Annotated in this window: 18 protein-coding genes; 11 read left to right on the forward strand and 7 right to left on the reverse strand. The window is 66.8% G+C overall.

Annotated elements, in window-relative coordinates; all coding sequences use genetic code 11:
* Nucleotides 1-40: 40 nt before the first annotated feature.
* Genes phnE through ACWGRX_RS23455 form a run of 3 tightly spaced genes read right to left on the reverse strand, consistent with a single transcriptional unit; the run spans nucleotide 41 to nucleotide 2,540 of the window.
* Nucleotides 41-847 carry a phosphonate ABC transporter, permease protein PhnE gene (gene phnE / locus ACWGRX_RS23445; protein ID WP_452119533.1) on the reverse strand — a complete coding sequence of 269 codons (807 nt, stop codon included), beginning with the start codon at nucleotides 845-847 and terminating at the stop codon, nucleotides 41-43.
* Nucleotides 844-1,671 (reverse strand): phosphonate ABC transporter ATP-binding protein, encoded by an 828-nt coding sequence (locus ACWGRX_RS23450; protein ID WP_452119534.1) that lies wholly within the window; start codon nucleotides 1,669-1,671, stop codon nucleotides 844-846. Before ACWGRX_RS23450 ends, phnE begins: the two co-directional genes overlap by 4 nt.
* Entirely contained in the window at nucleotides 1,671-2,540 is an 870-nt protein-coding gene (locus ACWGRX_RS23455) for a PhnD/SsuA/transferrin family substrate-binding protein (RefSeq protein ID WP_452119535.1), read from the reverse strand. Before ACWGRX_RS23455 ends, ACWGRX_RS23450 begins: the two co-directional genes overlap by 1 nt.
* A gap of 175 nt (nucleotides 2,541-2,715) precedes the next feature.
* Between ACWGRX_RS23455 and ACWGRX_RS23460 the strand changes: the two genes are divergently transcribed.
* Entirely contained in the window at nucleotides 2,716-3,858 is a 1,143-nt protein-coding gene (locus ACWGRX_RS23460; protein WP_452119536.1) for an alpha-D-ribose 1-methylphosphonate 5-triphosphate diphosphatase, read from the forward strand.
* A 229-nt stretch (nucleotides 3,859-4,087) separates the two neighbouring features.
* Nucleotides 4,088-5,524 (forward strand): DUF1254 domain-containing protein, encoded by a 1,437-nt coding sequence (locus ACWGRX_RS23465; protein WP_452119537.1) that lies wholly within the window; start codon nucleotides 4,088-4,090, stop codon nucleotides 5,522-5,524.
* Nucleotides 5,525-5,569: 45 nt separating this feature from the next.
* Here the strand turns inward: ACWGRX_RS23465 and uxuA are convergent, their stop codons facing one another.
* Both uxuA and ACWGRX_RS23475 read right to left on the reverse strand, forming a co-directional pair.
* Complete coding sequence (uxuA, locus tag ACWGRX_RS23470) at nucleotides 5,570-6,766, reverse strand: mannonate dehydratase (RefSeq protein ID WP_452119538.1); 1,197 nt, start codon at nucleotides 6,764-6,766, stop codon at nucleotides 5,570-5,572.
* A gap of 37 nt (nucleotides 6,767-6,803) precedes the next feature.
* Nucleotides 6,804-7,499 (reverse strand): GntR family transcriptional regulator, encoded by a 696-nt coding sequence (locus ACWGRX_RS23475; RefSeq protein WP_291634944.1) that lies wholly within the window; start codon nucleotides 7,497-7,499, stop codon nucleotides 6,804-6,806.
* Between the two features lie 166 nt (nucleotides 7,500-7,665).
* Between ACWGRX_RS23475 and ACWGRX_RS23480 the strand changes: the two genes are divergently transcribed.
* From ACWGRX_RS23480 to ACWGRX_RS23515, 8 genes are all read left to right on the forward strand, one after another.
* Nucleotides 7,666-8,856: an extracellular solute-binding protein gene (locus ACWGRX_RS23480; protein ID WP_452119539.1), complete on the forward strand. Its 1,191-nt coding sequence runs from the start codon at nucleotides 7,666-7,668 to the stop codon at nucleotides 8,854-8,856.
* Between the two features lie 102 nt (nucleotides 8,857-8,958).
* Nucleotides 8,959-10,032, forward strand: a complete 1,074-nt coding sequence (locus ACWGRX_RS23485; RefSeq protein ID WP_452119540.1) for an ABC transporter ATP-binding protein — start codon at nucleotides 8,959-8,961, stop codon at nucleotides 10,030-10,032.
* Complete coding sequence (locus tag ACWGRX_RS23490) at nucleotides 10,029-10,919, forward strand: ABC transporter permease (RefSeq protein WP_291634950.1); 891 nt, start codon at nucleotides 10,029-10,031, stop codon at nucleotides 10,917-10,919. The genes ACWGRX_RS23485 and ACWGRX_RS23490 overlap by 4 nt, the downstream gene beginning before the upstream one ends.
* A gap of 4 nt (nucleotides 10,920-10,923) precedes the next feature.
* The gene (locus ACWGRX_RS23495) at nucleotides 10,924-11,754 is read left to right on the forward strand and encodes an ABC transporter permease (protein ID WP_291634953.1); all 831 of its coding nucleotides are present in this window, start codon (nucleotides 10,924-10,926) and stop codon (nucleotides 11,752-11,754) included.
* 167 nt (nucleotides 11,755-11,921) lie between these two features.
* On the forward strand, nucleotides 11,922-12,944 hold the full coding sequence (locus tag ACWGRX_RS23500; protein WP_452119541.1) for a DNA topoisomerase IB: 1,023 nt from the start codon (nucleotides 11,922-11,924) through the stop codon (nucleotides 12,942-12,944).
* Between the two features lie 105 nt (nucleotides 12,945-13,049).
* Entirely contained in the window at nucleotides 13,050-14,195 is a 1,146-nt protein-coding gene (locus ACWGRX_RS23505) for an amidohydrolase (RefSeq protein WP_452119542.1), read from the forward strand.
* 187 nt (nucleotides 14,196-14,382) lie between these two features.
* Entirely contained in the window at nucleotides 14,383-15,141 is a 759-nt protein-coding gene (gene cobF / locus ACWGRX_RS23510) for a precorrin-6A synthase (deacetylating) (RefSeq protein ID WP_452119543.1), read from the forward strand.
* A gap of 132 nt (nucleotides 15,142-15,273) precedes the next feature.
* Nucleotides 15,274-16,200, forward strand: coding sequence for a helix-turn-helix domain-containing protein (locus tag ACWGRX_RS23515; RefSeq protein ID WP_452119544.1), 927 nt, complete (start codon nucleotides 15,274-15,276; stop codon nucleotides 16,198-16,200).
* Here the strand turns inward: ACWGRX_RS23515 and ACWGRX_RS23520 are convergent.
* Together ACWGRX_RS23520 and ACWGRX_RS23525 are read right to left on the reverse strand one after the other, a co-directional pair.
* Nucleotides 16,186-16,827: a TIGR00725 family protein gene (locus ACWGRX_RS23520; protein ID WP_452119545.1), complete on the reverse strand. Its 642-nt coding sequence runs from the start codon at nucleotides 16,825-16,827 to the stop codon at nucleotides 16,186-16,188. The two genes, ACWGRX_RS23515 and ACWGRX_RS23520, sit on opposite strands and share 15 nt — an antisense overlap.
* An 11-nt stretch (nucleotides 16,828-16,838) precedes the next feature.
* The gene (locus ACWGRX_RS23525; RefSeq protein ID WP_291634963.1) at nucleotides 16,839-17,549 is read right to left on the reverse strand and encodes an orotate phosphoribosyltransferase; all 711 of its coding nucleotides are present in this window, start codon (nucleotides 17,547-17,549) and stop codon (nucleotides 16,839-16,841) included.
* Between the two features lie 436 nt (nucleotides 17,550-17,985).
* Between ACWGRX_RS23525 and ACWGRX_RS23530 the strand changes: the two genes are divergently transcribed.
* Nucleotides 17,986-19,233: an MFS transporter gene (locus tag ACWGRX_RS23530; RefSeq protein WP_452119546.1), complete on the forward strand. Its 1,248-nt coding sequence runs from the start codon at nucleotides 17,986-17,988 to the stop codon at nucleotides 19,231-19,233.
* Nucleotides 19,234-19,251: the final 18 nt, after the last annotated feature.

Below are 19,251 nucleotides of genomic sequence, written 5' to 3' on the forward strand. Positions count from 1 at the left end.
GCCTCCTCAGGATGAGGGCTTTGAGTTATGTGCCCAGCCCTCAGATGATCCGGCGCCGGAGATAGCCGCCGATCTGCTCGACCGCCACGACCAGCGCGAAAATCGCCAGGATAATCGTCAGCGCAGTGTCGTAGTCGAACAGGTCGAAAGCGACCTTGAGCTCGACGCCGATGCCGCCGGCGCCGACCAGCCCGAGCACGACCGAGGCCCGGGTCGCCTTCTCGACGCAGAACAGCGAGGTCGCGATGAAGGACGGCATCGCATTCGGCACCACCGCCGAAAAGATCAGCCCGGTCCGGCTCGCGCCGATGGTCGAAAGCGCCTCGCGCGGGCCCTTGTCGGTCTCTTCCATCGCCTCGGCGAAGAAGCGCCCGGCATAGCCGATCGTGTCGATCATCAGTGCCAGCACGCCGGCAGCGGGGCCTAGGCCCACCGCGATCACGAAGAACAGCGCCCAGATCAGGTCCGGGACGGTGCGGAACAGCGCGATCAGCCCGCGGGTCAGCGCGCGGATGATGGGATGCGGCGAGAGGCCTTCCGCCGCGAGCACGGCCAGCGGAAAGCTCAGGATCAGCCCGAGCACGCAGCCCGAGACCGCCATCTGGAAGGTCGTCGCCAGCGAGGCGAGGATGCTGTCGAGCCTGGCGAGGTCTGGCGGGAACATCCGCGACAGGATGTTGCCCATATAGGGCAGGCCGCGCACGAGCTTCTCGGCCGAGAGCTCGGAGCCGCTGAACGACCAGACCAGCAGCGCCAGCGCCAGGAACCAGCCCATGAAGGCGGCGGCGCTCGGCCGCGCGAAACGGTCGCCGGCATGGAGGCTGTGTGGGGTGGATTGCAGGCTCATGCGAACACCAGGGCCGGCTGTGCGGCGGGAACGTCCTCGGCCGGCTCCTCGAAGAAGGCGGCAAGCTCGGCTTCGTTGCAGTGCAGGGCGCGCCGGTCGAGCGCGATGCCGCCATTGCCGAGGCCGACGATACGGTCGGAGAAGCGCCTGGCATGCGCCATGTGGTGCGAGACGAAGACGAGGGTGAGCCCCTTGTCGCGCGTCAGCCGGAACAGCAGTTCCATCACCTCGCGCCCGGCGCGCGGGTCGAGGCTGGCATCGGGCTCGTCGGCGAGCACGATCTGCGGCCGTTGCATCAGCATGCGGGCGATCGCGACGCGCTGCGACTGGCCGCCGGAAAGCGAATCCGCCCGCTGCATCGCCTTGTCCGCGAGCCCGACGGCGGCAAGGCATTCCATCGCCTCGTCCCGGATTTCGGCCGGGGCCAGCGCCTGCGCCCAGGTGCGCGGGCCGGAGCGGCGCGACTGGACGCCATGCACGACATTGCTCAGCGCGCTCAGCCGCGAGACCAGATTGTGCTTCTGGAAGACGACGCCGACCCGCGCCCTGAAGCGCTTCAGCGCGGCTCCGCGCAGGCTTCCGACCTCGTCGCCCAAGACCGAGATCGTGCCGGCATCCGCCTCGGCGAGGCGCACGATCATGCGCAGCAGCGTCGACTTGCCGGTGCCGTTGGCGCCGATCAGCGCCAGCGATTCACCTTGGGGAATGGTGAGGTCCAGCCGCTCGATGATCCGGCGCGTGCCGAAGCTCTTAGCGAGGCCGGAAATGGCGACCACGGGCGCTTGCGCGCCCGTGGTCTGTTCCGTCTGCAGATGCGTTGTCATCACTCGATGAACTTGTTGAACTCGGTGATGCCGATGGTCTGGTAGATCGAGCGGACATAGTCGTAGTCGCTGTCCTTGACCTCGGGCAGGAAGACGCCGCCGGCGAACTTCTTGTTGTCGTCGGTGTCGGAGACCACGGCCTTCATCAGCTCCTGGCCATTGTCGAGGAAGGTCTTGCGGACCTTGGCGAGCACCTCCGGCTTCACCTTCGGGCTGGCGATCATCACGTCGTTGGGCAGATCGCGGCCGCGTGCCACCACCGTGAAGCCGGTCTTCGGATCGGATTTGCGGATGCTGTTGAGATGGCCGAGATTGAGGCCGACCGCCGCGATGTCGCCGCGCTTGATCGCTTCGGCCGCGACATTGCGCTTCACGAAGATCGGCTTGTAGTCGACATTGTACTTGAGCCCGAAATCGGCCAGCGCCTGGGCCGGGCCGAGATGCTGCGAGGTCGAGCCGATCTCGCCGAAGGAGACGGTCTTGCCCTTGAGATCGGCGACCGTCTTGATCGGGCCGTTCGCGAGCACGGCGACCTGCGAGAAATAGTCGGGCCGCTGCCAGCCGACGACCGGCACCGCGCCGGTGCGCGCCTTGAAGACCACATATTCGGCCGGGCCGGTCAGCACGAAATCGATCTGGTCGGCGGCCATGGCCTCGACCGCCGCGGTGCGGCCGGAGACCGCGAAGAACTGCATCTTCAGCCCGGAGAGCTTCTCGAAGGCGGCCTTGAACGGGCCGAATTCGCGCTGCAGCGATTCCAGCCCGTCGACATCGGTCACGGCGAAGCGGATCGTCTCCTGCGCCTGCGCGGCCGGGGTTACGAAGGCGGCGGCAGCCGCGATGAATGCATAAGCCAGCTTTTTCAGCATGGACGTCCTCCTGCGGGGTTCGGAGGCGGCGCTAAAGTGCCCGTGCGACGTTGCGGTGACAGTGGCGCGACGGTTGAGTGACCGGTCTCGTCATGCGGCTGTCATCTGCCGGTCGCATGCGCCTTCGCCCGAAGTGGCGCGGATGATCCGGCGCCAGAGACAAGGAGTGGATGCGGTGGCGTTGTTGATCTCTGGTGGCCGGGTGCTGGCCGGCGGCCTCGAAATCGCCGATCTGCGGGTGCGCGATGGCGTGATCGCCCCGTCCGACACGGCGCTGCCGGACAATGCCCTGCGCCTCGATGCCATCGGCCTGCTCGTCCTGCCCGGCCTGGTCGACTGCCATGGCGATGCCTTCGAGCGCCATATCATGCCGCGCCCCGGCGTTTCCTTCGACATCGATCTCGCCTTGCGTGATGCCGACCGGGCTCTGCTCGCCAGCGGCATCACCACCGCCTTCCACGGCGTCACCTGGTCCTGGGAGCCAGGCCTGCGCGGAGCCGAGAATGCAAGGCGCCTGATCGAGGCGATCGAGCGGCTCGGACCCGAGCTCGGCGCCGATACGCGTTTTCACCTCCGCCACGAGACCTATAATCTCGATGCCGAGCCGGAGATCCTCGCCTGGCTGGCCGCCGGCCGCGTCGGCCTGCTCGCCTTCAACGACCATATGGAGGGCACGCTGAAATCGCGCAGCCGGCCGGACAAGGCCGGCAAGATGGTCGAGCGCACCGGCCTCTCGCATGAGGACTTCATGCTGCTGGTCGAGAACGTCCATAGCCGCCGCGACGAGGTCCCTGCTTCGATCGCGCGGCTCGCCGCCGCCGCACGGGCGGCCGGTGTGCCGGCCCTCTCGCATGACGATATGACCCCGCAGATGCGGCGCTGGTACCGCGACCTCGGCGTCAGCGTGGCCGAGTTCCCGATCGACGAGGAGACGACGCGCGAGGCCGCAGCCCATGGCGAGCCGATCGTCTTCGGCGCGCCCAATGTCGTGCGCGGCGGCTCGCATACCGGCTGCCCGGCCGCCGAGGAGATGGTGCGTCAGGGGCTCTGCACCATCCTCGCCTCCGACTATTATTATCCGGCGCTGCCGCTCGCGCCCTTCATTCTCGCCGAGCGCGGGGCGGCGAGCTTCGAGGAGGCCTGGAAACTGGTCTCGCAGGGGCCGGCCGAGGCGCTGGGCCTTTTCGATCGCGGTGTCATCGCACCCGGCAAGCGCGCCGATCTCGTGCTGGTCGCAGCCGAGCCGCAGCCGCGCATCGTCGCGACCATTGCCGGCGGGCGGGTGGTGCATCTGGTGGATCAGCGCATCCTCGCCTGAGCGCGAGGTCGAAGGTGCAGGCTCCTGCCTGCACCGCTCGCCTCGGAAGTAACGAATTTGTGCTTTCGTAGCGGAACTACCGTTGTATCCGCCGGCAAGGCGCGATTGTCGAAATACTGAGTCATGTTAATGTTTTCGCCTGACGCGAGGTCATTAGCATTGGCTGAAGTATTGATCTCTCTTTCGTCAGTCACATGGAGTTTCGATCCGGCAATTGGGGAGTTGCGATATGAGCAGGAGCATCGTTGCAGTTTTTCTAGGTCTTTTCCTCGCCCCCGCGCTGGTCCAGGGCGTCTCAGCTCAAAGCGCTCAGCCTGCGCTGACTGAGGCCGAGGCTCATGCCATCGGTGTCGATGCCTATATCTACTTCTATCCACTGGTCACGATGGACATCACGCGCAAGCAATCGACCAATATCGAGGCCGGCAAGGAATTCGGCAAAGGCCCGATGAACATGTTCGTCAACGTGCCGTCATTTCCTTCGGCCGACATGAAGCTGGTTGTCAGGGTCAATTTCGACACGCTCTACTCCATCGCCTGGCTCGACCTCACGAAGGAACCGCAAATCGTCTCCGCGCCGGATACCGGCGGGCGCTTCTATCTCCTGCCGATGCTGGACATGTGGTCGGATGTGTTCGCGTCGCCGGGATGGCGCACTACCGGCACGCAGGCCGGCAGTTTCCTCGTCACGCCGCCCGGCTGGACCGGAACGGTGCCAGCCGAGATGTCGCGGATCAGCGCGCCGACGCCCTATACCTGGGTGATCGGGCGGACGAAGACGGATGGTCCCTCGGACTATGACGCCGTCCACAAGATCCAGGCCGGCTACAAGGTCACGGCCCTGTCGGACTGGGGCAAGGCGCCGAAGCCGGTCGAGGCGAAGATCGACCCGAGCATCGACATGAAGACGCCGCCCAAGACCCAGGCCGACAGCATGCCGGCGGACAAGTATTTCGCCTATGCCGCCGAACTGCTGAAGCTCCACCCGCCACATCTCACCGACCAGCCGATCGTCGCGCAGATGAAGCGCATCGGCATCGTGCCGGGCCAGAGCTTCGATTTCGCGGCATTGCCGGCCGCGGTGAAAAAAGGCCTCGAAGGTGCGCCGGAGGCGGGGCAGAGACTGATGCTCTGGAAACTGCCGACGCTCGCCCGCGTCACGAACAACTGGTCGATGAACACCGACACGATGGGCGTCTACGGCAACTACTATCTCAAGCGCGCCATCGTCGCGCAGCAGGGACTCGGAGCGAACCTGCCCGAGGATGCGATCTACCCGCTCAACCTTGCCGATGAGGCCGGGCGGCCGCTCGACGGCGCCAACAAATACATGCTGCACTTCGAGAAGGGGGCTGCCCCGCCGGTCAACGCCTTCTGGTCGATCACGCTCTACGATCCGCAGGGCTTCCAGGTCGGCAATGTCTTGAACCGCTTCGCGGTGAGCAGCTGGATGCCGTTCAGATACAATGCCGACGGCTCGCTCGACCTCTATTTCCAGAATGAGAGCCCCGGCAAGGACAAGGAAGCCAACTGGCTTCCGGCGCCGAAGGACGGCTTCAACCTGACGATGCGGCTCTACGGGCCGAAATCGGAAGCGCTTACCGGTAAATGGAATCCGCCGCCGGTCACGCGCGTGCAGACGCTGCCGCAAGTCGTCGGGCAGTAAGCCGCGACCCTGCCGGCGCGGTCCCGCGCCGGCAGCCGCTCAATCTCAGGCGGCGTAGCCCTTCACGCTGGCGAGCGCTGTCATCACGCCGCGCAACTCCGCAAGGCCGCGCAGCCGCCCGACCGCGGGATAGCCCGGGAACGAGCCCTTGCCGGCGTCGTCCAGCAGTTCATGGCCATGGTCGGGCCGCATCGGGATGCGCCAGTGCTTCCAGCCGGCGGCCTTGCGGCGGGTCTGCTCGCTCATCAGCGCGTCGACCAGCGCCACCATGTCGGTGTCGCCGCCGAGATGTTCGGCCTCCATGAAGGAGCCGTCGGGGTCCTTGGCGACATTGCGCAGATGCGCGAACCAGATCCGGTCGGCGAAGCGCCTGGCGATGGCCGGCACGTCGTTCTTCGGATTGGCGCCGAGCGAGCCCGAACACAGGGTGAGCCCGTTCGACGGGCTGTCGACCGCGCCGAGGATGAAGGCGATGTCCTCCTCGTCCGAGCAGATCCGCGGCAGGCCGAAAAGCGGGCGTGGCGGGTCGTCCGGATGGATGCACATGCGGATGCCGACCTCTTCCGCCGTCGGGATCACCGCCTCGAGGAAGCGCTTGAGATTGGCACGCAGGCGCTCATGGCTCATGCCACGATAGCGCTCCAGCATGCGCTTCAGCCCCGGCACGTCATAGCGGTCATAGGCGCCGGGCAGGCCCGCCATGATGTTGGCGAGGAGGCGGGCGCGATCGGCCTCGGAGGAGCGCTCGAACCAGGCTTTCGCCTTGTCCATCACCTCTGCCGGATGGCCCTGATCGGCGCCCGGACGCTGCAGCATGAAATGGTCGACGACGACATATTCGTGCAGGTTGAAGCGCAGGGCCGTGCCGCCTCCGGGCAGGGGCTCGGCGAGTTCCGTGCGGGTCCAGTCGAGCACCGGCATGAAATTGTAGCAGATTACCTCGAGCCCGCAGGCGGCGAGGTTGCGCATCGACTGGCGGTAATTGGCTAGGACCGGCTCGAGATCGCCTTCGCCGATCTTGACGCTTTCATGGATCGGCAGGCTCTCGACCACCGACCAGCGCAGGCCGAGGCTCTTGTCGGCCTCGATGATCGCCTTGCGCTTCTCGATCTCCTCGATGCTCCAGACCACGCCATAGGGGATCTGGTGCAGCGCGTTGACGATGCCGCTCGCGCCCGCCTGCCGCGCCTGGGCAAGAGTCACCACATCGTCCGGGCCGAACCAGCGCCAGCTCTGTTCCATTGTCGGATGTCCTCTTGCGGGCTCTGTCGTTGCCGTCTCAGGCGGGCTTGTTCAGGCCGCCGGTGGCGGCGAAGGCGTCGACCTGGTTGCGCGCGATGGTCTCGATCGCGTCGAAGACGGTGCGCAGATGTGCCCGCATGGTCGTCTCGGCCGCCGCCTCGTCGCCGGCGCTGACCGCGGCGGCGATCTGCCGATGCTCGGAGAGGATCATGTCGGACCAGCCGCTGGTCTCCAGCGACAGGCAGCGCACCCGGTCGAGCTGGGCCTTGACGCCCTCGATCAGCCCCCAGACCGAAGGATGGCCGGAAAGGCGCGAAAGCTCGGCATGGAAGGCCTCGTCGCTGCGGAAGAAACCGGCGCGGTCTCCGGCCGCGAGCGCCTGTTCCTGCTGGCGGATCAATTGCGCGAGGCTGGTCTTGCCCTCCGCGTCGATGCGCTGAGCGGCGAGGGCGACAGTGCGGCACTCCAGCGTCTCGCGCACGAACTGGCTGTCATAGACGGCGGCAAGGTCGATCGGTGCGACGAAGGTGCCGACCTGCGGGACGACCAGCAGAAAGCCCTCCTCGACCAGCCGCTTGAAGGACTCGCGCACGGGCGTGCGGCTGACGCCGAACTGCAGCGCCATGCGTGCTTCGGAAATCGCTTCCCCCGGGCGCAGCACCGCGTTCAGTATGTCGCTCCGCAAGGCGCGATGGATCTGCTCCGTGGTCTGCCGTGCTGCTGCGATGCCCATTGCCAAGCTCTTGTTCACTAGTATACTAGGATACTGGTCAAGGCAGGGAGGCGTCAACTCCGAATGCCTTGCGTGCGATAAGGGCCGGACAGGGGCCGGCACAAGATGGCCGGCGCCGGTTTCGGCGCAAGCAAAGAAGCGGCAAAGCCGCCGCGAGGAGGGAAACATGGTCCAGGACAGCATCAACAGGCGTACGTTCCTTGGCGGCGTCGCCGGTGTGGCCGGGCTGGCGCACGCGCCGGCCGCTTTCGCCCAGCAGCTCAAGCTGCCGTCATCGCCGCTCGGGATCAGCATCATCGATGTCGGCGGTGCGCTCGCTTTGGTGCAGCAGCCGCTGGAGAACTACGCCAAGGCGAACCCCAAGCTCGTTTCGCGCATGACCTTCACCAAGGCGCCGGCGCCCGAATTGCCGGCCAAGTTGAAGGCGCAGCAGGCCGCCGGCCGCGTCGATATCGACTTCGTCATCGGTGGTCTCGACGTGCTCTCCGCCGGCATCGACCAGAAGCTCTGGGTCGAATTGCTGCCGCGTTTCGCGGCCGAGCTGCCGAAGCCCGAGGAGATCTTCCTCAAGCCAGCGCTCGCCATGCACAATCTCGGGGCGGGGCAGGGGATGGCGATGGTCTATTATCCGTCCGGCCCGCTGCTCGAATACATGCCCGACAAGGTCAAGACTCCGCCGACCACCGCGCAGGAGCTGCTCGACTGGACCAAGCAGAACAAGAACCGCTTCCTCTATGCCCGCCCGGCCAACTCCGGGCCCGGTCGCACCTTCATCATGGGCCTGCCCTACATCCTCGGCGACAGCGACCCCAAGGATCCGGCCAAGGGCTGGGACAAGACCTGGGCCTATCTCAAGGCGTTGGGCGAGAACATCGAGTACTATCCCGGCGGCACCGGTGCGACGATGAAGGAGCTCGGCGACGGCACCCGCGACATCATCGTCTCGACAACCGGCTGGGACATCAATCCGCGCGTCCTCGGCGTCGTGCCGAAGGAAGCCAAGATCCAGACGCTGAAGGGCTTCCACTGGGTCACCGACGCCCAGTACATGATGATCCCCAAGGGCGTCTCCGACGAGAAGCTCGCCGTGCTGCTCGACCTGATCCGCCACATGCTGACGCCGCAGCAGCAGGCCTACACCTATGACGAGGGCTATTTCTATCCGGGTCCGGCGGTGAAGGACGTGCCGCTCTCGATGGCGCCTGAGTCGAGCCAGAAGGCGATCCAGGAATATGGTCGCCCGGAATACGAGAAGCTGATCGCCGAGAACCCGATGGAAACCCCGCTCGACCCCGACAAGATGGTCGTCGCCTTCCGCATGTGGGACGAGCAGGTCGGCGGCGCCAAGCGCAAGTAACCTGCACCCTCCGCTACCCGACAGGCCGGTCCTTGACCGGCCTGTCGCCTTGCTGTCGCCTGTCTCCGGACGCCCGCCGTCCGTCCGAACCAGATGGTCCACATGACGATACATGCTGCGAACTTCCGCGAACTCAGGCTCGACCGGCTCTGCCGCGATTTCGGCAGCCACAACGCCGTCAAGGACGTCTCGCTGACCATCCGGCAGGGCGAATTCATCGCGCTGCTCGGCCCTTCCGGCTGCGGCAAGTCGACGACGCTGAACCTGATCGCGGGCCTCCTGCCGGCGACCGGCGGCGGCATCTGGCTCGACGAGAAGCGCATCGATCCGTTGCGTCCCGAAGAACGCGGCTTCGGCATGGTCTTCCAGAGCTACGCGCTCTTCCCGCATATGAGCGTGCGCAAGAATATCGGCTTCGGCCTGAAGATGCGCGGCATGCCCAAGGCCGAGAGCGAGAGCCGCGTCGCCGAGGCGGTGGCGCTGGTTCGGCTTCAGGGCCAGGAGGACAAGCTCCCCGGCCAGCTTTCCGGCGGTCAGCAGCAGCGCGTCGCCATCGCCCGTGCCATCGCCGTGCAGCCGCCGCTCGTGCTGATGGACGAGCCGCTCTCCAATCTCGACGCCAAATTGCGCCTGGAAATGCGCGCCGAGATCCGGCGCATTCACAACACGCTCGGCGCCACCACGATCTATGTCACGCACGACCAGGAGGAGGCGCTGTCGCTCGCCGACCGCATCGTCGTGATGCGCGATGGCGAGATCCGCCAGGTCGGCGGGCCCGAGGACCTGTTCTCGCGGCCCGACCATCTCGATGTCGCCGAGTTCATGGGCTTCCGCAACAAGGTCTCCGGCAAGGTGGCGAGCGTCGCCGGCGATCTCGCGACCGTGACCATCGGCAATGTCGGCGTCACCGGCCGTGTTCGCACCAAGGCGGCGGCCGGCGAGAGCGCCCATCTCTCGATCCGTCCCGAGGATCTGCATCCCGTATCCGAGGGCGGGGAGGGGCTCGAGGCGAAGGTCGTCTCGACCGAGTTCCATGGCCGCGAATTCGTCGGCTTCGCCCGCATGGCCGACGATACGCCGCTGACCTTCCTGGCCGATCGGCGCATCGCGCCGGGCACGGACATCCGTCTCGCCGCCGACAAGGAACGGGTGCTGGTCTTCGGGGGCGCCGCATGAGCCCGGCCTCTCCCGATATCCCGTTCTCGCAGCGCCTCGCCGCGCGCGGCCTCGACGGGCTGACCCTCCTCGTCCTGCCGGCGGTGATCTTCCTGCTGGCGCTTTTCGTCTACCCGTTCTTCTACGGGCTGTTCCTCTCCTTCACGCCCAAGGCCGGCGGGGCGCTGGCGAACTATCAGCGCTTCTTCTCCGATTCCTTCCTCTACGGGACGATCGCGACCACGCTCTGGCTCGCCTTGCCGGTGACGATCGTGACGCTGCTGCTCGCCATCCCGATCGCCTTCCGCGTCCGGCTGATGAAGAACCAGCGCCTGCTCACCACCATCCTGGTGATCCCGATCACGCTCGGCACCGTGCTGGTCGCCCAGGGGCTGCTGAACTATCTCGGCCCGCAGGGCTGGTTCAACCGTACGCTGATGACGATCGGCCTGATCTCCTCGCCGGTGAAGCTGCTGCACAATTACTGGGGCGTAATGCTCTCGCTGGTGATCACCGGCTTCCCCTTCACCTTTCTCCTGACCCTGTCCTATCTCACCGGCGTCGACCCGGCGCTGGAACAGGCGGGCGCGACGCTCGGCGCCGGTCCCTGGCAGCGCTTCAAGCACATCCTCTTTCCGCTGCTGCTGCCCGGGCTCGCCATCACCTTCTGCCTCAGCTTCGTGCAGGCCTTTTCGGTCTTTCCCTCGGCGGTTCTGCTGGGAGCGCCAGCGGGGCCGACCCGCGTGATCTCGATCGCGGCGTATCAGGCGGCCTTCGAGGAGTACGACTACTCCATGGCTTCGGCTGTCGCGATGATCATGGGGCTCGTCCAGCTCGCCATCGTCGTCGCGGTGCTGGGTTTGCGCGGGATGCTCTATCGCGGTCCGGCCGGCGGCGGAAAGGGCTGATCCGATGGTCAAGGATACACGTCTCTCGACCAAGCTCTGGGCTGCGGCCAACTGGACGCTGATCGGCTTCTTCATCGTCAACCTGTTCGCGATGATCGCGACGGTGCTCACCAGCTCGTTCTCGACGCGCTGGCTGCGCTCCTGGCTGCCCGATGGCTGGACCACGCGCTGGTACGGCGCCGCCTGGGCGGAATTCCAGCTCGGCGACGTGCTGACGGTCACCTTCCAGATCGTCTTCCTCGTCGTCTTCCTCTCCGGGCTGATCGGCGTGCCGGCCGCCTATGCGCTGGCGCGGCGCGATTTCCCCGGCAAGAAGCTGGTCATGCTGCTCTTCCTGCTGCCGCTTCTGGTGCCGCCGATCACCTTCGGCATCCCGCTGGCGACGGTGCTCTACCGGACCGGGCTCGCAGGCTCGATGTCGGGCGTCGTGCTGGCCAATCTCGTGCCGACCGTGCCCTTCGTCATCCTGGTGATGATCCCGTTCATTGAGCAGATCGACACCAAGATCGAGGCGGCGGCGCGGGTCTTCGGCGCCAACACCTTCAGGCTCTTCATCCATGTCCTGCTGCCGCTCTTGATGCCCGGCATCCTCGCCGCGCTCCTGCTCGTGCTGGTCAGGACCATCGCCATGTTCGAGCTGACCTTCCTCACGGCGGGGCCGACCAGCCAGACGCTGGTGGTGGCGCTCTACTATGCGGTCTTCGCCGCCGGCGTGCGCGCCGTGCAGTCGATCGACGCCATGGCGGTGATCTACATGGCGACGACGCTGATCTGGCTCGTCATCGCGCTGCGTTTCGTCAATCCGACGCAGATCGTGGCGCGGGCTAAGCGATAGAGCCCGTTCCAATCGGCTTGCGATGCAAGCCGATTGGACAAGCGGTCTCCAACTCAAGGTGAGAGCCGGATCCGATCAGGTTGGTTCAACCTGATCGGATCCGGCTCCCGGGAACTTCGCGCCGCCTCCCGCATTCCTCCGCAGCCGTTCGAGCTGCGGAGGGTGCCATGGTCGCAAGGCGCAAGACAGGCGAGGCCAGTGCTTCGGGCCGGCTTCGCCGGACCACGCCCGAGGATCTCTCGATCACCCGCATCCGCGTCGGCCGCAACTTTGGCTATCGCGATGCCGAGGGCGGCAAGATCACCGACGAGCCGACGCTCGCCCGCATTCGCGCACTGGCGATCCCGCCGGCCTATCGCGACGTGCAGATCGCCAGCGATCCGCGCGGCCATCTCCAGGCCGTCGGGCGCGACGAGGCCGGGCGCATCCAGCATCGCTATCATCCCGATTGGGAAAAGGTGCGCGAGCGCCGCAAGCTGAAGCGCCTGGCGCAACTGGTCGAGGCCTTGCCGCGGCTGCGGGAACGCATCGCAGCCGATCTGAAGGGAAGGGAACTTTCGCGTGCCAAGGCGCTGGCCTGCGCCGCCGCGATCATCGACCGCTGCCATATCCGCGTCGGCAACGAGGTCTATGCGCGCAGCAACGGCAGCCATGGCGCCTCGACCCTGCTCAAGCGCCATATCGCCGTCACCGGCAGGCATGTCGCGCTGTCCTTCCGCGGCAAGGGCGGCAAGGACATCGCCTGCGCTCGCGACGACGCGCCGCTCGCCCGCGCCCTGACGCGCCTCGCCACGCTGCCGGGCCGGCGGCTTTTCCAGTTTCGCGACGAGGACGGCGCGGTCGCATTGATCAGCGCCGCCGAGATCAACGCTTATCTGCGCGAGGCCGCCGGCCTGCCGGTGTCGAGCAAGGATCTGCGCATGCTCGCCGCCAATGCCGCGGCGGCCGAGCTCCTGCTCGCGACCGACATCGCAACCAGCGAGCGCGGCCGCAAGCGTCAGCTCGCCGACATCATGCGCGCCATCTCGGAGCGGCTGGTCAACACACCGGCGGTGGTTCGCAAGAGCTATGTCCACGCCATCGTGGTCAGCTCCTATGCCAGCGGCAAGCTGCAGCGGGTCTATCGCCGGGCGAGGGCGCGCGGCGGCTGCTCGCGCATCGAACGGGCGCTGGGATTGCTGGCGGCATGACCTGACCGCAGTGCATGGCCGCCGCCCGACAAATCCGGCTGCCGGGGCTTGCGATGCGCTGTCCAGTGGTGAAGCTCGGACAAAACCAGCCGAGGAAGCGCCAGCATGTTTCTCACCAATTCCGACATGGTCGATCTGATCGAGCTCAGGCATGCGCTGCACCGCAAGCCTGAGGTGTCGGGCGAGGAGCGCGAGACGGCGCGGGCCATCGTCGGCTTCCTCGCCCCGAGCTCGCCCGACCGGGTCGTCGCCGGGATCGGCGGCCATGGCGTCGCCGCGATCTATGAGGGTAGCGAGCCGGGCCCGACCGTGCTGGTCCGGGCCGAGCTCGATGCGCTCCCGATCGAGGAGCTCTCCGGCGTGCCGCACTCATCGCAGGTGCCGGGCAAGGGGCATCTCTGCGGCCATGACGGCCACATGACCATCCTTGCGGCGCTCTCGCGCGGGCTCGGGCGCCAGAGGCCACGGCGGGGCAGGGCGATCCTGATGTTCCAGCCGGCCGAGGAAACCGGCGCGGGCGCCGCGGCGGTCATTGCCGATCCGAAATTCCCGGAGATCGCGCCGGACTTCTCCTTCTCGCTGCACAACAAGCCGGGTATGCCGCTCGGCGCCATTCGTCTGTCCGAGGGGGCTGCGAACTGCGCCTCGCGCGGCCTCAAGATCGTGCTGAACGGCCGCACCTCGCATGCCGCGACGCCGGAGCATGCGATCTCGCCGATGAAGGCGCTCGCCCGTCTGCTGCCGGGGCTGACGGCCCTCGGTCCGGGCGCGGCGCTCGATGCCAATTACCGGCTCGTCACCGTCACCCATGCCAGCATGGGCGAACAGGCCTTCGGAATCACGCCCGGCCGGGCGGAGATCTGGGCGACGCTGCGGACCCTGAACGATTCGCTGATGGGCGCGCTCTGCGCCGAAGCGGAGGCGCTGGCGCGCGAGGCGGCCGAAGCCGGCGGGCTCTCGGTCACCATGGACTATTTCGACGTCTTCCATCACTGCGAGAATCATCCCGAGGCGGTAGCGCATCTGCGCCGAGCGCTTGACGATGAGGGCATCGCCCATGGCGAGACGCCGCCGCAGCGCGGCTCAGAGGATTTCGGCCTGTTCGGCCGCTCCTCGAAATCGGCGATGTTCCTGCTCGGCTCCGGCGAGGATACGCCGCCGCTGCACAATCCCGATTACGATTTCCCCGACGCCCTGATAGCCCCGGGCGCCCGCGTCTTCATGCGCACGATCCGGAATCTGCTGGGGTAGGGCGGGCAAGCTACCCGTCATTCCGGCCGCTGTGCAGCGGAGCGCCGGAAACCATCATAGGGCTCAGCGCGCTACGATGGATTCCGGATCTGCGCCGCTTGCGCGGCTTGTCCGGAATGACGGTGCCTTCTGTTCGATCGGGAAGATCGTGCTATGGCGGCTCGAGCCGGCCGCCACGAGGGACCCCATGCGCAGGATCAGGATCATCGGCATCGGCGCCGGCAACCCGGAGCATCTGACGCTCCAGGCGGTCAGGGCGCTGAACGAGGTCGATGTCTTCTTCGTGCCCGACAAGGGCGAGGAGAAGGCGGCTTTGCGCGAGCTGCGCGAGGAGATCTGCCGGCGCTATATCGAGAAGCAGGATTACCGCATGGTGCCGCTGCGCGTGCCGCAGCGTGCTGCCGCCGGCTCCGATTATCGCGGCAGCGTCGATGACTGGCATGCGGCGCTGGCCGAAGCCTATGAGCGTCTCTTTGCCGACGAACTTGGCGAGGGCGAGGTCGGAGGCCTGCTCGTCTGGGGCGATCCGGCGCTCTATGACAGCACGCTGCGGATCATCGAGGCGGTGCGTGCCCGCGGCTTCGCCCTCGACTACGACGTCATTCCCGGAATCAGCAGCGTCCAGGCGCTGGCAGCGGCGCACCGGCTGGTATTGAACCGCATCGGCGAGCCGGTGTTGATCACCACCGGCCGGAAGCTCGCCGAGAGCGGCATGCCGGGGGATCAGGGTAGCGTCGTCGTCATGCTCGATGGCGAGCAGGCCTTCGCGAAGATCCCGCCGGAGGGGCTGGACATCTACTGGGGCGCCTATCTCGGCGCCGAGGAGGAAATCCTCGCTTCCGGCCCGCTCGCCGAGGTCGCAGGGGAGATTGCGGAGCGCCGCGCCGAAGCCCGCGCCAGCCATGGCTGGATCATGGACACCTATCTGCTTCGCCGGAAGGGCTGATGCCGAGAGCCGGAGCCGATGCCGGCCCGGCGGGAAACGGCCTGCTGTGTCAGTCGCGCCGCTTCGCATCCGCAGCGAACTGGGCTAGCTTGTCTAAAATCTGAGATTCTACGCGACGACAGGGCCGACCCGATGGCTATCCGCTTCGACGAGATCGGCCACCGGCTGAAGGCCTACCGGCTCGGGCGCGGGCTTTTGGCCGAGGAAGTCGCCGAGCGGCTCGGCATTTCGCGCGCCGCAGTCTATCGCATCGAGGCCGGCGGCGTCGTCAAGATCGAGACGCTCGAGCGGCTGGCGACGGTCCTCGAGACCACGGTGGCGTCGCTGCTCGGGGCCGGGGTCGAATACTATGCGAGCCCCGTCGCCTATTTCGAGCGCATGCGGCAGATCGAGGAAGAGGCGGACCAGGTCGTCGCGCATTTTCCGCCGCTCTCCTATCTGCTGACCTCCGGCGACTATGCCGCCTATCTTCGGCGGACGCTGGTCGAGGCCCTGCCGCCTCATGTCGAGGACCGCGACAAGGCCGAGGGCGAGATCGATGCGGTCATCGCCATCCTCGACGAGCGCCGCAAGGCGCGCGAGCGTCGCCGGCTCAGCGTCGTCAACTTCGTCAACGTGCTGGAGATCGAGCGTTGGCTGAAGCTCGGCATCGTCGGCCGCTTCAATCTCCCGGAAGACGAGCTCGCCCGGCGGCGTCTCGCCGCGCGGGCCGAGGTCGAGCATCTCCTGGCGCTGATCGAGAGTGAGCCGATGGGCATCCAGATCGGGCTGATCGAGGAAACCCTGCCGAACATGACTTTCCAGCTGTTCCGGACCGCCGAGAAGACGCTGCTCGGCCTGAGCCCGTTCCGGCTCGGCGGTGAATTGCCGAATATCCGCTCCGGCATCGCCATGCTCACGGCGGATGAGCAGCCGGTCAGGCTCTATGAGGCGCTGGCCGAGGATCTCTGGCGCCGGGCGCTGAAGGGCAGCGAGGCCGGGGCCGTGCTGCGCGCCGTGCTGGCGCGCTCCGGCGCGACAGTCGAGCGCGCGCCGGACCTTTCCTCAGCCAGCCTCTGATTCCGGCAGGCGCAGCACCGCGCGGGCGACCTGTTCGAGGGCTTCACCCGGGCTTGCGCAGCGGATCGCGCCGTCCACCGCCGGTGCGCCCTCCAGCAGGAAGACGGGGCGTCCGAACTGCAGCGCGAAGGCGATCTCGGACAACGTGCCATAGCCGCCGCCGATCGCGATCAGGCTGTGCGCGGCGCGCGCGATCAGGGCGTTACGCGCGACGCCGATTCCGGTCGCGAGCGGCACGGTGACATAGGGATTGGCGGCTTCCGGCTCGGTGTCGGGCAGCAGCCCGATCGAGAGGCCGCCACCTTCGGCGACGCCGCGGCAGACGGCTTCCATCACGCCGGCGCGCCCACCGCACAGCACCGTCAGGCCGTTCCGGGCGAGCAGGAGGCCGGTCTGTTCGGCCGCCTGCTCCTGTGCCTGCGTGGGTGTTCGCGTGCCGATCACCGCGACCGGCGTGCGCAAGGGCCGGCCACTGCCATGCTGGAGCCAGTGCAGGGCCTGCGTCGGCGAGACTGGCTCGCCCTCTGCGGACGCACCGTCCGGCTGCCATTGCCGCGTGGCGGCATCGAAGTTGCCGCCACGGTCGTCGCTGAGGCGGCCATGCGCCCGATCGAGGATGAGGCGCATGGCGTGGTGGCTCAGCCCTGCTTGGCCTGGTTGAAGTCCGAGATTCCGCCATGCGCGGCCGACCACTTGGCCGGCTCGTTGAGGAAGCTCTCGACCTCGTCGAGCACCTTCGGCTCGAAATGGCCGCTCGCCTTGGCGACCTTGAGCACGTCCCACCAGGTGGTGAGATAGTGCAGGCCGACGCCGATTTCCTTCATCATCTCGCGGCCCTGCGGGAAGATGTCGTAGTAGAACAGCACGAAGCAATGATCGACCTTGGCGCCGGCGTCGCGCAGCGCCTTGCAGAAGTTCACCTTGCTGCCGCCATCGGTGGCGAGGTCCTCGACCAGCAGCGTGCGTGCGCCCTCGACCACCTCGCCTTCGATCTGCGCATTGCGGCCGAAGCCCTTGGGCTTCTTGCGCACATACTGCATCGGCAGCGCCAGCCGGTCGGAGATCCAGGCGGCGAAGGGGATGCCGGCCGTCTCGCCGCCGGCGACGATGTCGATCGACTCATAGCCGATGTCGCGCACGATAGTGGTCGCGGCGAAGTCGATCAGAGAGGAGCGCAGCCGCGGGAAGGAAATGATCTTGCGGCAATCGATATAGACCGGGCTCGCCCAGCCCGAGGTGAAGATGAAGGGCTTGTCCTTGTAGAAATGGACGGCCTTGATTTCGAGCAGCATCTTGGCCGCCTCGAGGGCGATCGTGTCCCTGTCGACCGGCATGTAGAGATTGGGCATGGTCTTCTTCTCCAGGGGCTGAGCGCCATCGTTCGCCGGCTGAGGCGTTCGGGCGGGGCAATGTCGGGCTCGCAAACGGCCCCTTCTCAGCGCGATGACGGTCGAGGTCAATCCCTGAATCGCGCTCCGACACGGCGATGCTTGTGGAAACTCCGCCGCTTTCCGAAAGTGTCGCAAAATTGAGATTTAGGATTGCAAATGAGATAGTGCCGTGACAATCATGCCGCCGTGCAGCGCGGAGGGGCTATGTCTCGCGCAGCGGTGAGCTTCTCGCGGCAGGCCCTAGCGGTCGGCCGTCAAGTGACGCAGAAGCGTCCGGAGAAGATGGGTGCACGCCCAAACTCCTAGGGACGGCAGGCAGCGGCACGCACGGGGCGTGCCCTGATGCATTTGCGTTCCTGTGCACGTCATCAGAAGCCAGACAGGGGACTCCGCCGTGAGTGACAACCAGGCCGCAACCGCCGGCTCAATCGCCCATTCCGCACCGACAGAGGTCGACAGCGAGGCCAGGAAGGCTCTCTGGGGCTCGGCCATCGGCTATGCCATGGACGGCTTCGATCTCCTGATCCTCGGCTTCATGCTGCGGGCGATCTCGGCCGATCTCAACCTGACCCAGGCGCAGGGCGCCTCGCTCGTCACCGCGACGCTGGTCGGCGCCGTGATCGGCGGTATCGGCTTCGGTATGCTCTCGGACCGGCTCGGCCGCGTGCGCGTGCTGACCTGGACCATCGTCCTCTTCGCCGTCTTCACCGGCATGTGCGCCCTCGCGCAGGGCTATTGGGATCTCCTGATCTATCGCACCATCGCTGGACTCGGCCTTGGCGGTGAATTCGGCATCGGCATGGCGCTCGTCGCCGAGGCCTGGCCGGCTTCGAAGCGCGCCCGCGCCTCCTCCTACGTCGGCCTCGGCTGGCAGGTCGGCGTGCTCGCCGCGGCGATCGCGACTCCGCTGCTGCTGCCCACGATCGGCTGGCGCGGCATGTTCGCCATCGGCGTGCTGCCGGCGATCGCCGCCTATTTCATCCGCCATTCGCTGCATGAGCCGGACGTCTTCGTCGCCCGCACCAAGGACAAGCCGAAGGAATCCGCGCTGCGTGCCCTCGTCAAGGATTGGGACACCACCAAGCTCAGCCTCGGCATGGTCATCCTCTGCTCGGTCCAGAACTTCGGCTATTACGGCGTGATGATCTGGTTGCCGAACTATCTGGCGACCCGCTTCGGCTTCGCCCTGACCCAGTCTGCCGTCTGGACCTCGGTCACCATCGCCGGCATGGCGCTCGGCATCTTCGCCTTCGGCCATATCGCCGACCGGATCGGCCGGCGCCCGGCCTTCTTCGGCTACATGCTCGGTGCCGCCGTGATGGTCGTGGTCTATTCGCGGCTGACCGACCCGATCCATCTCCTGATCGGCGGCGCGGTGATGGGCTTCTTCGTCAACGGCATGCTCGGCGGCTATGGCGCGCTGATCAGCGAGCTCTTCCCGACCACGGCCCGCGCCACCGCCCAGAACGTGCTGTTCAATATCGGGCGCGGCGTCGGCGGCTTCGGACCGGTCGTGGTTGGCGCGATCGCCGCCACCTACAGCTTCGAACTGGCGATCGGCCTTTTGGCGACGCTCTACGTGCTCGACATCCTGGCCATGTGGCTGCTGATCCCCGAGCGCCGCGGCGCCGAGCTCTCCTGAGCCGCTGAAAGGAGCGAG

The organism is Allobosea sp. NPDC055594 (assembly GCF_053618995.1).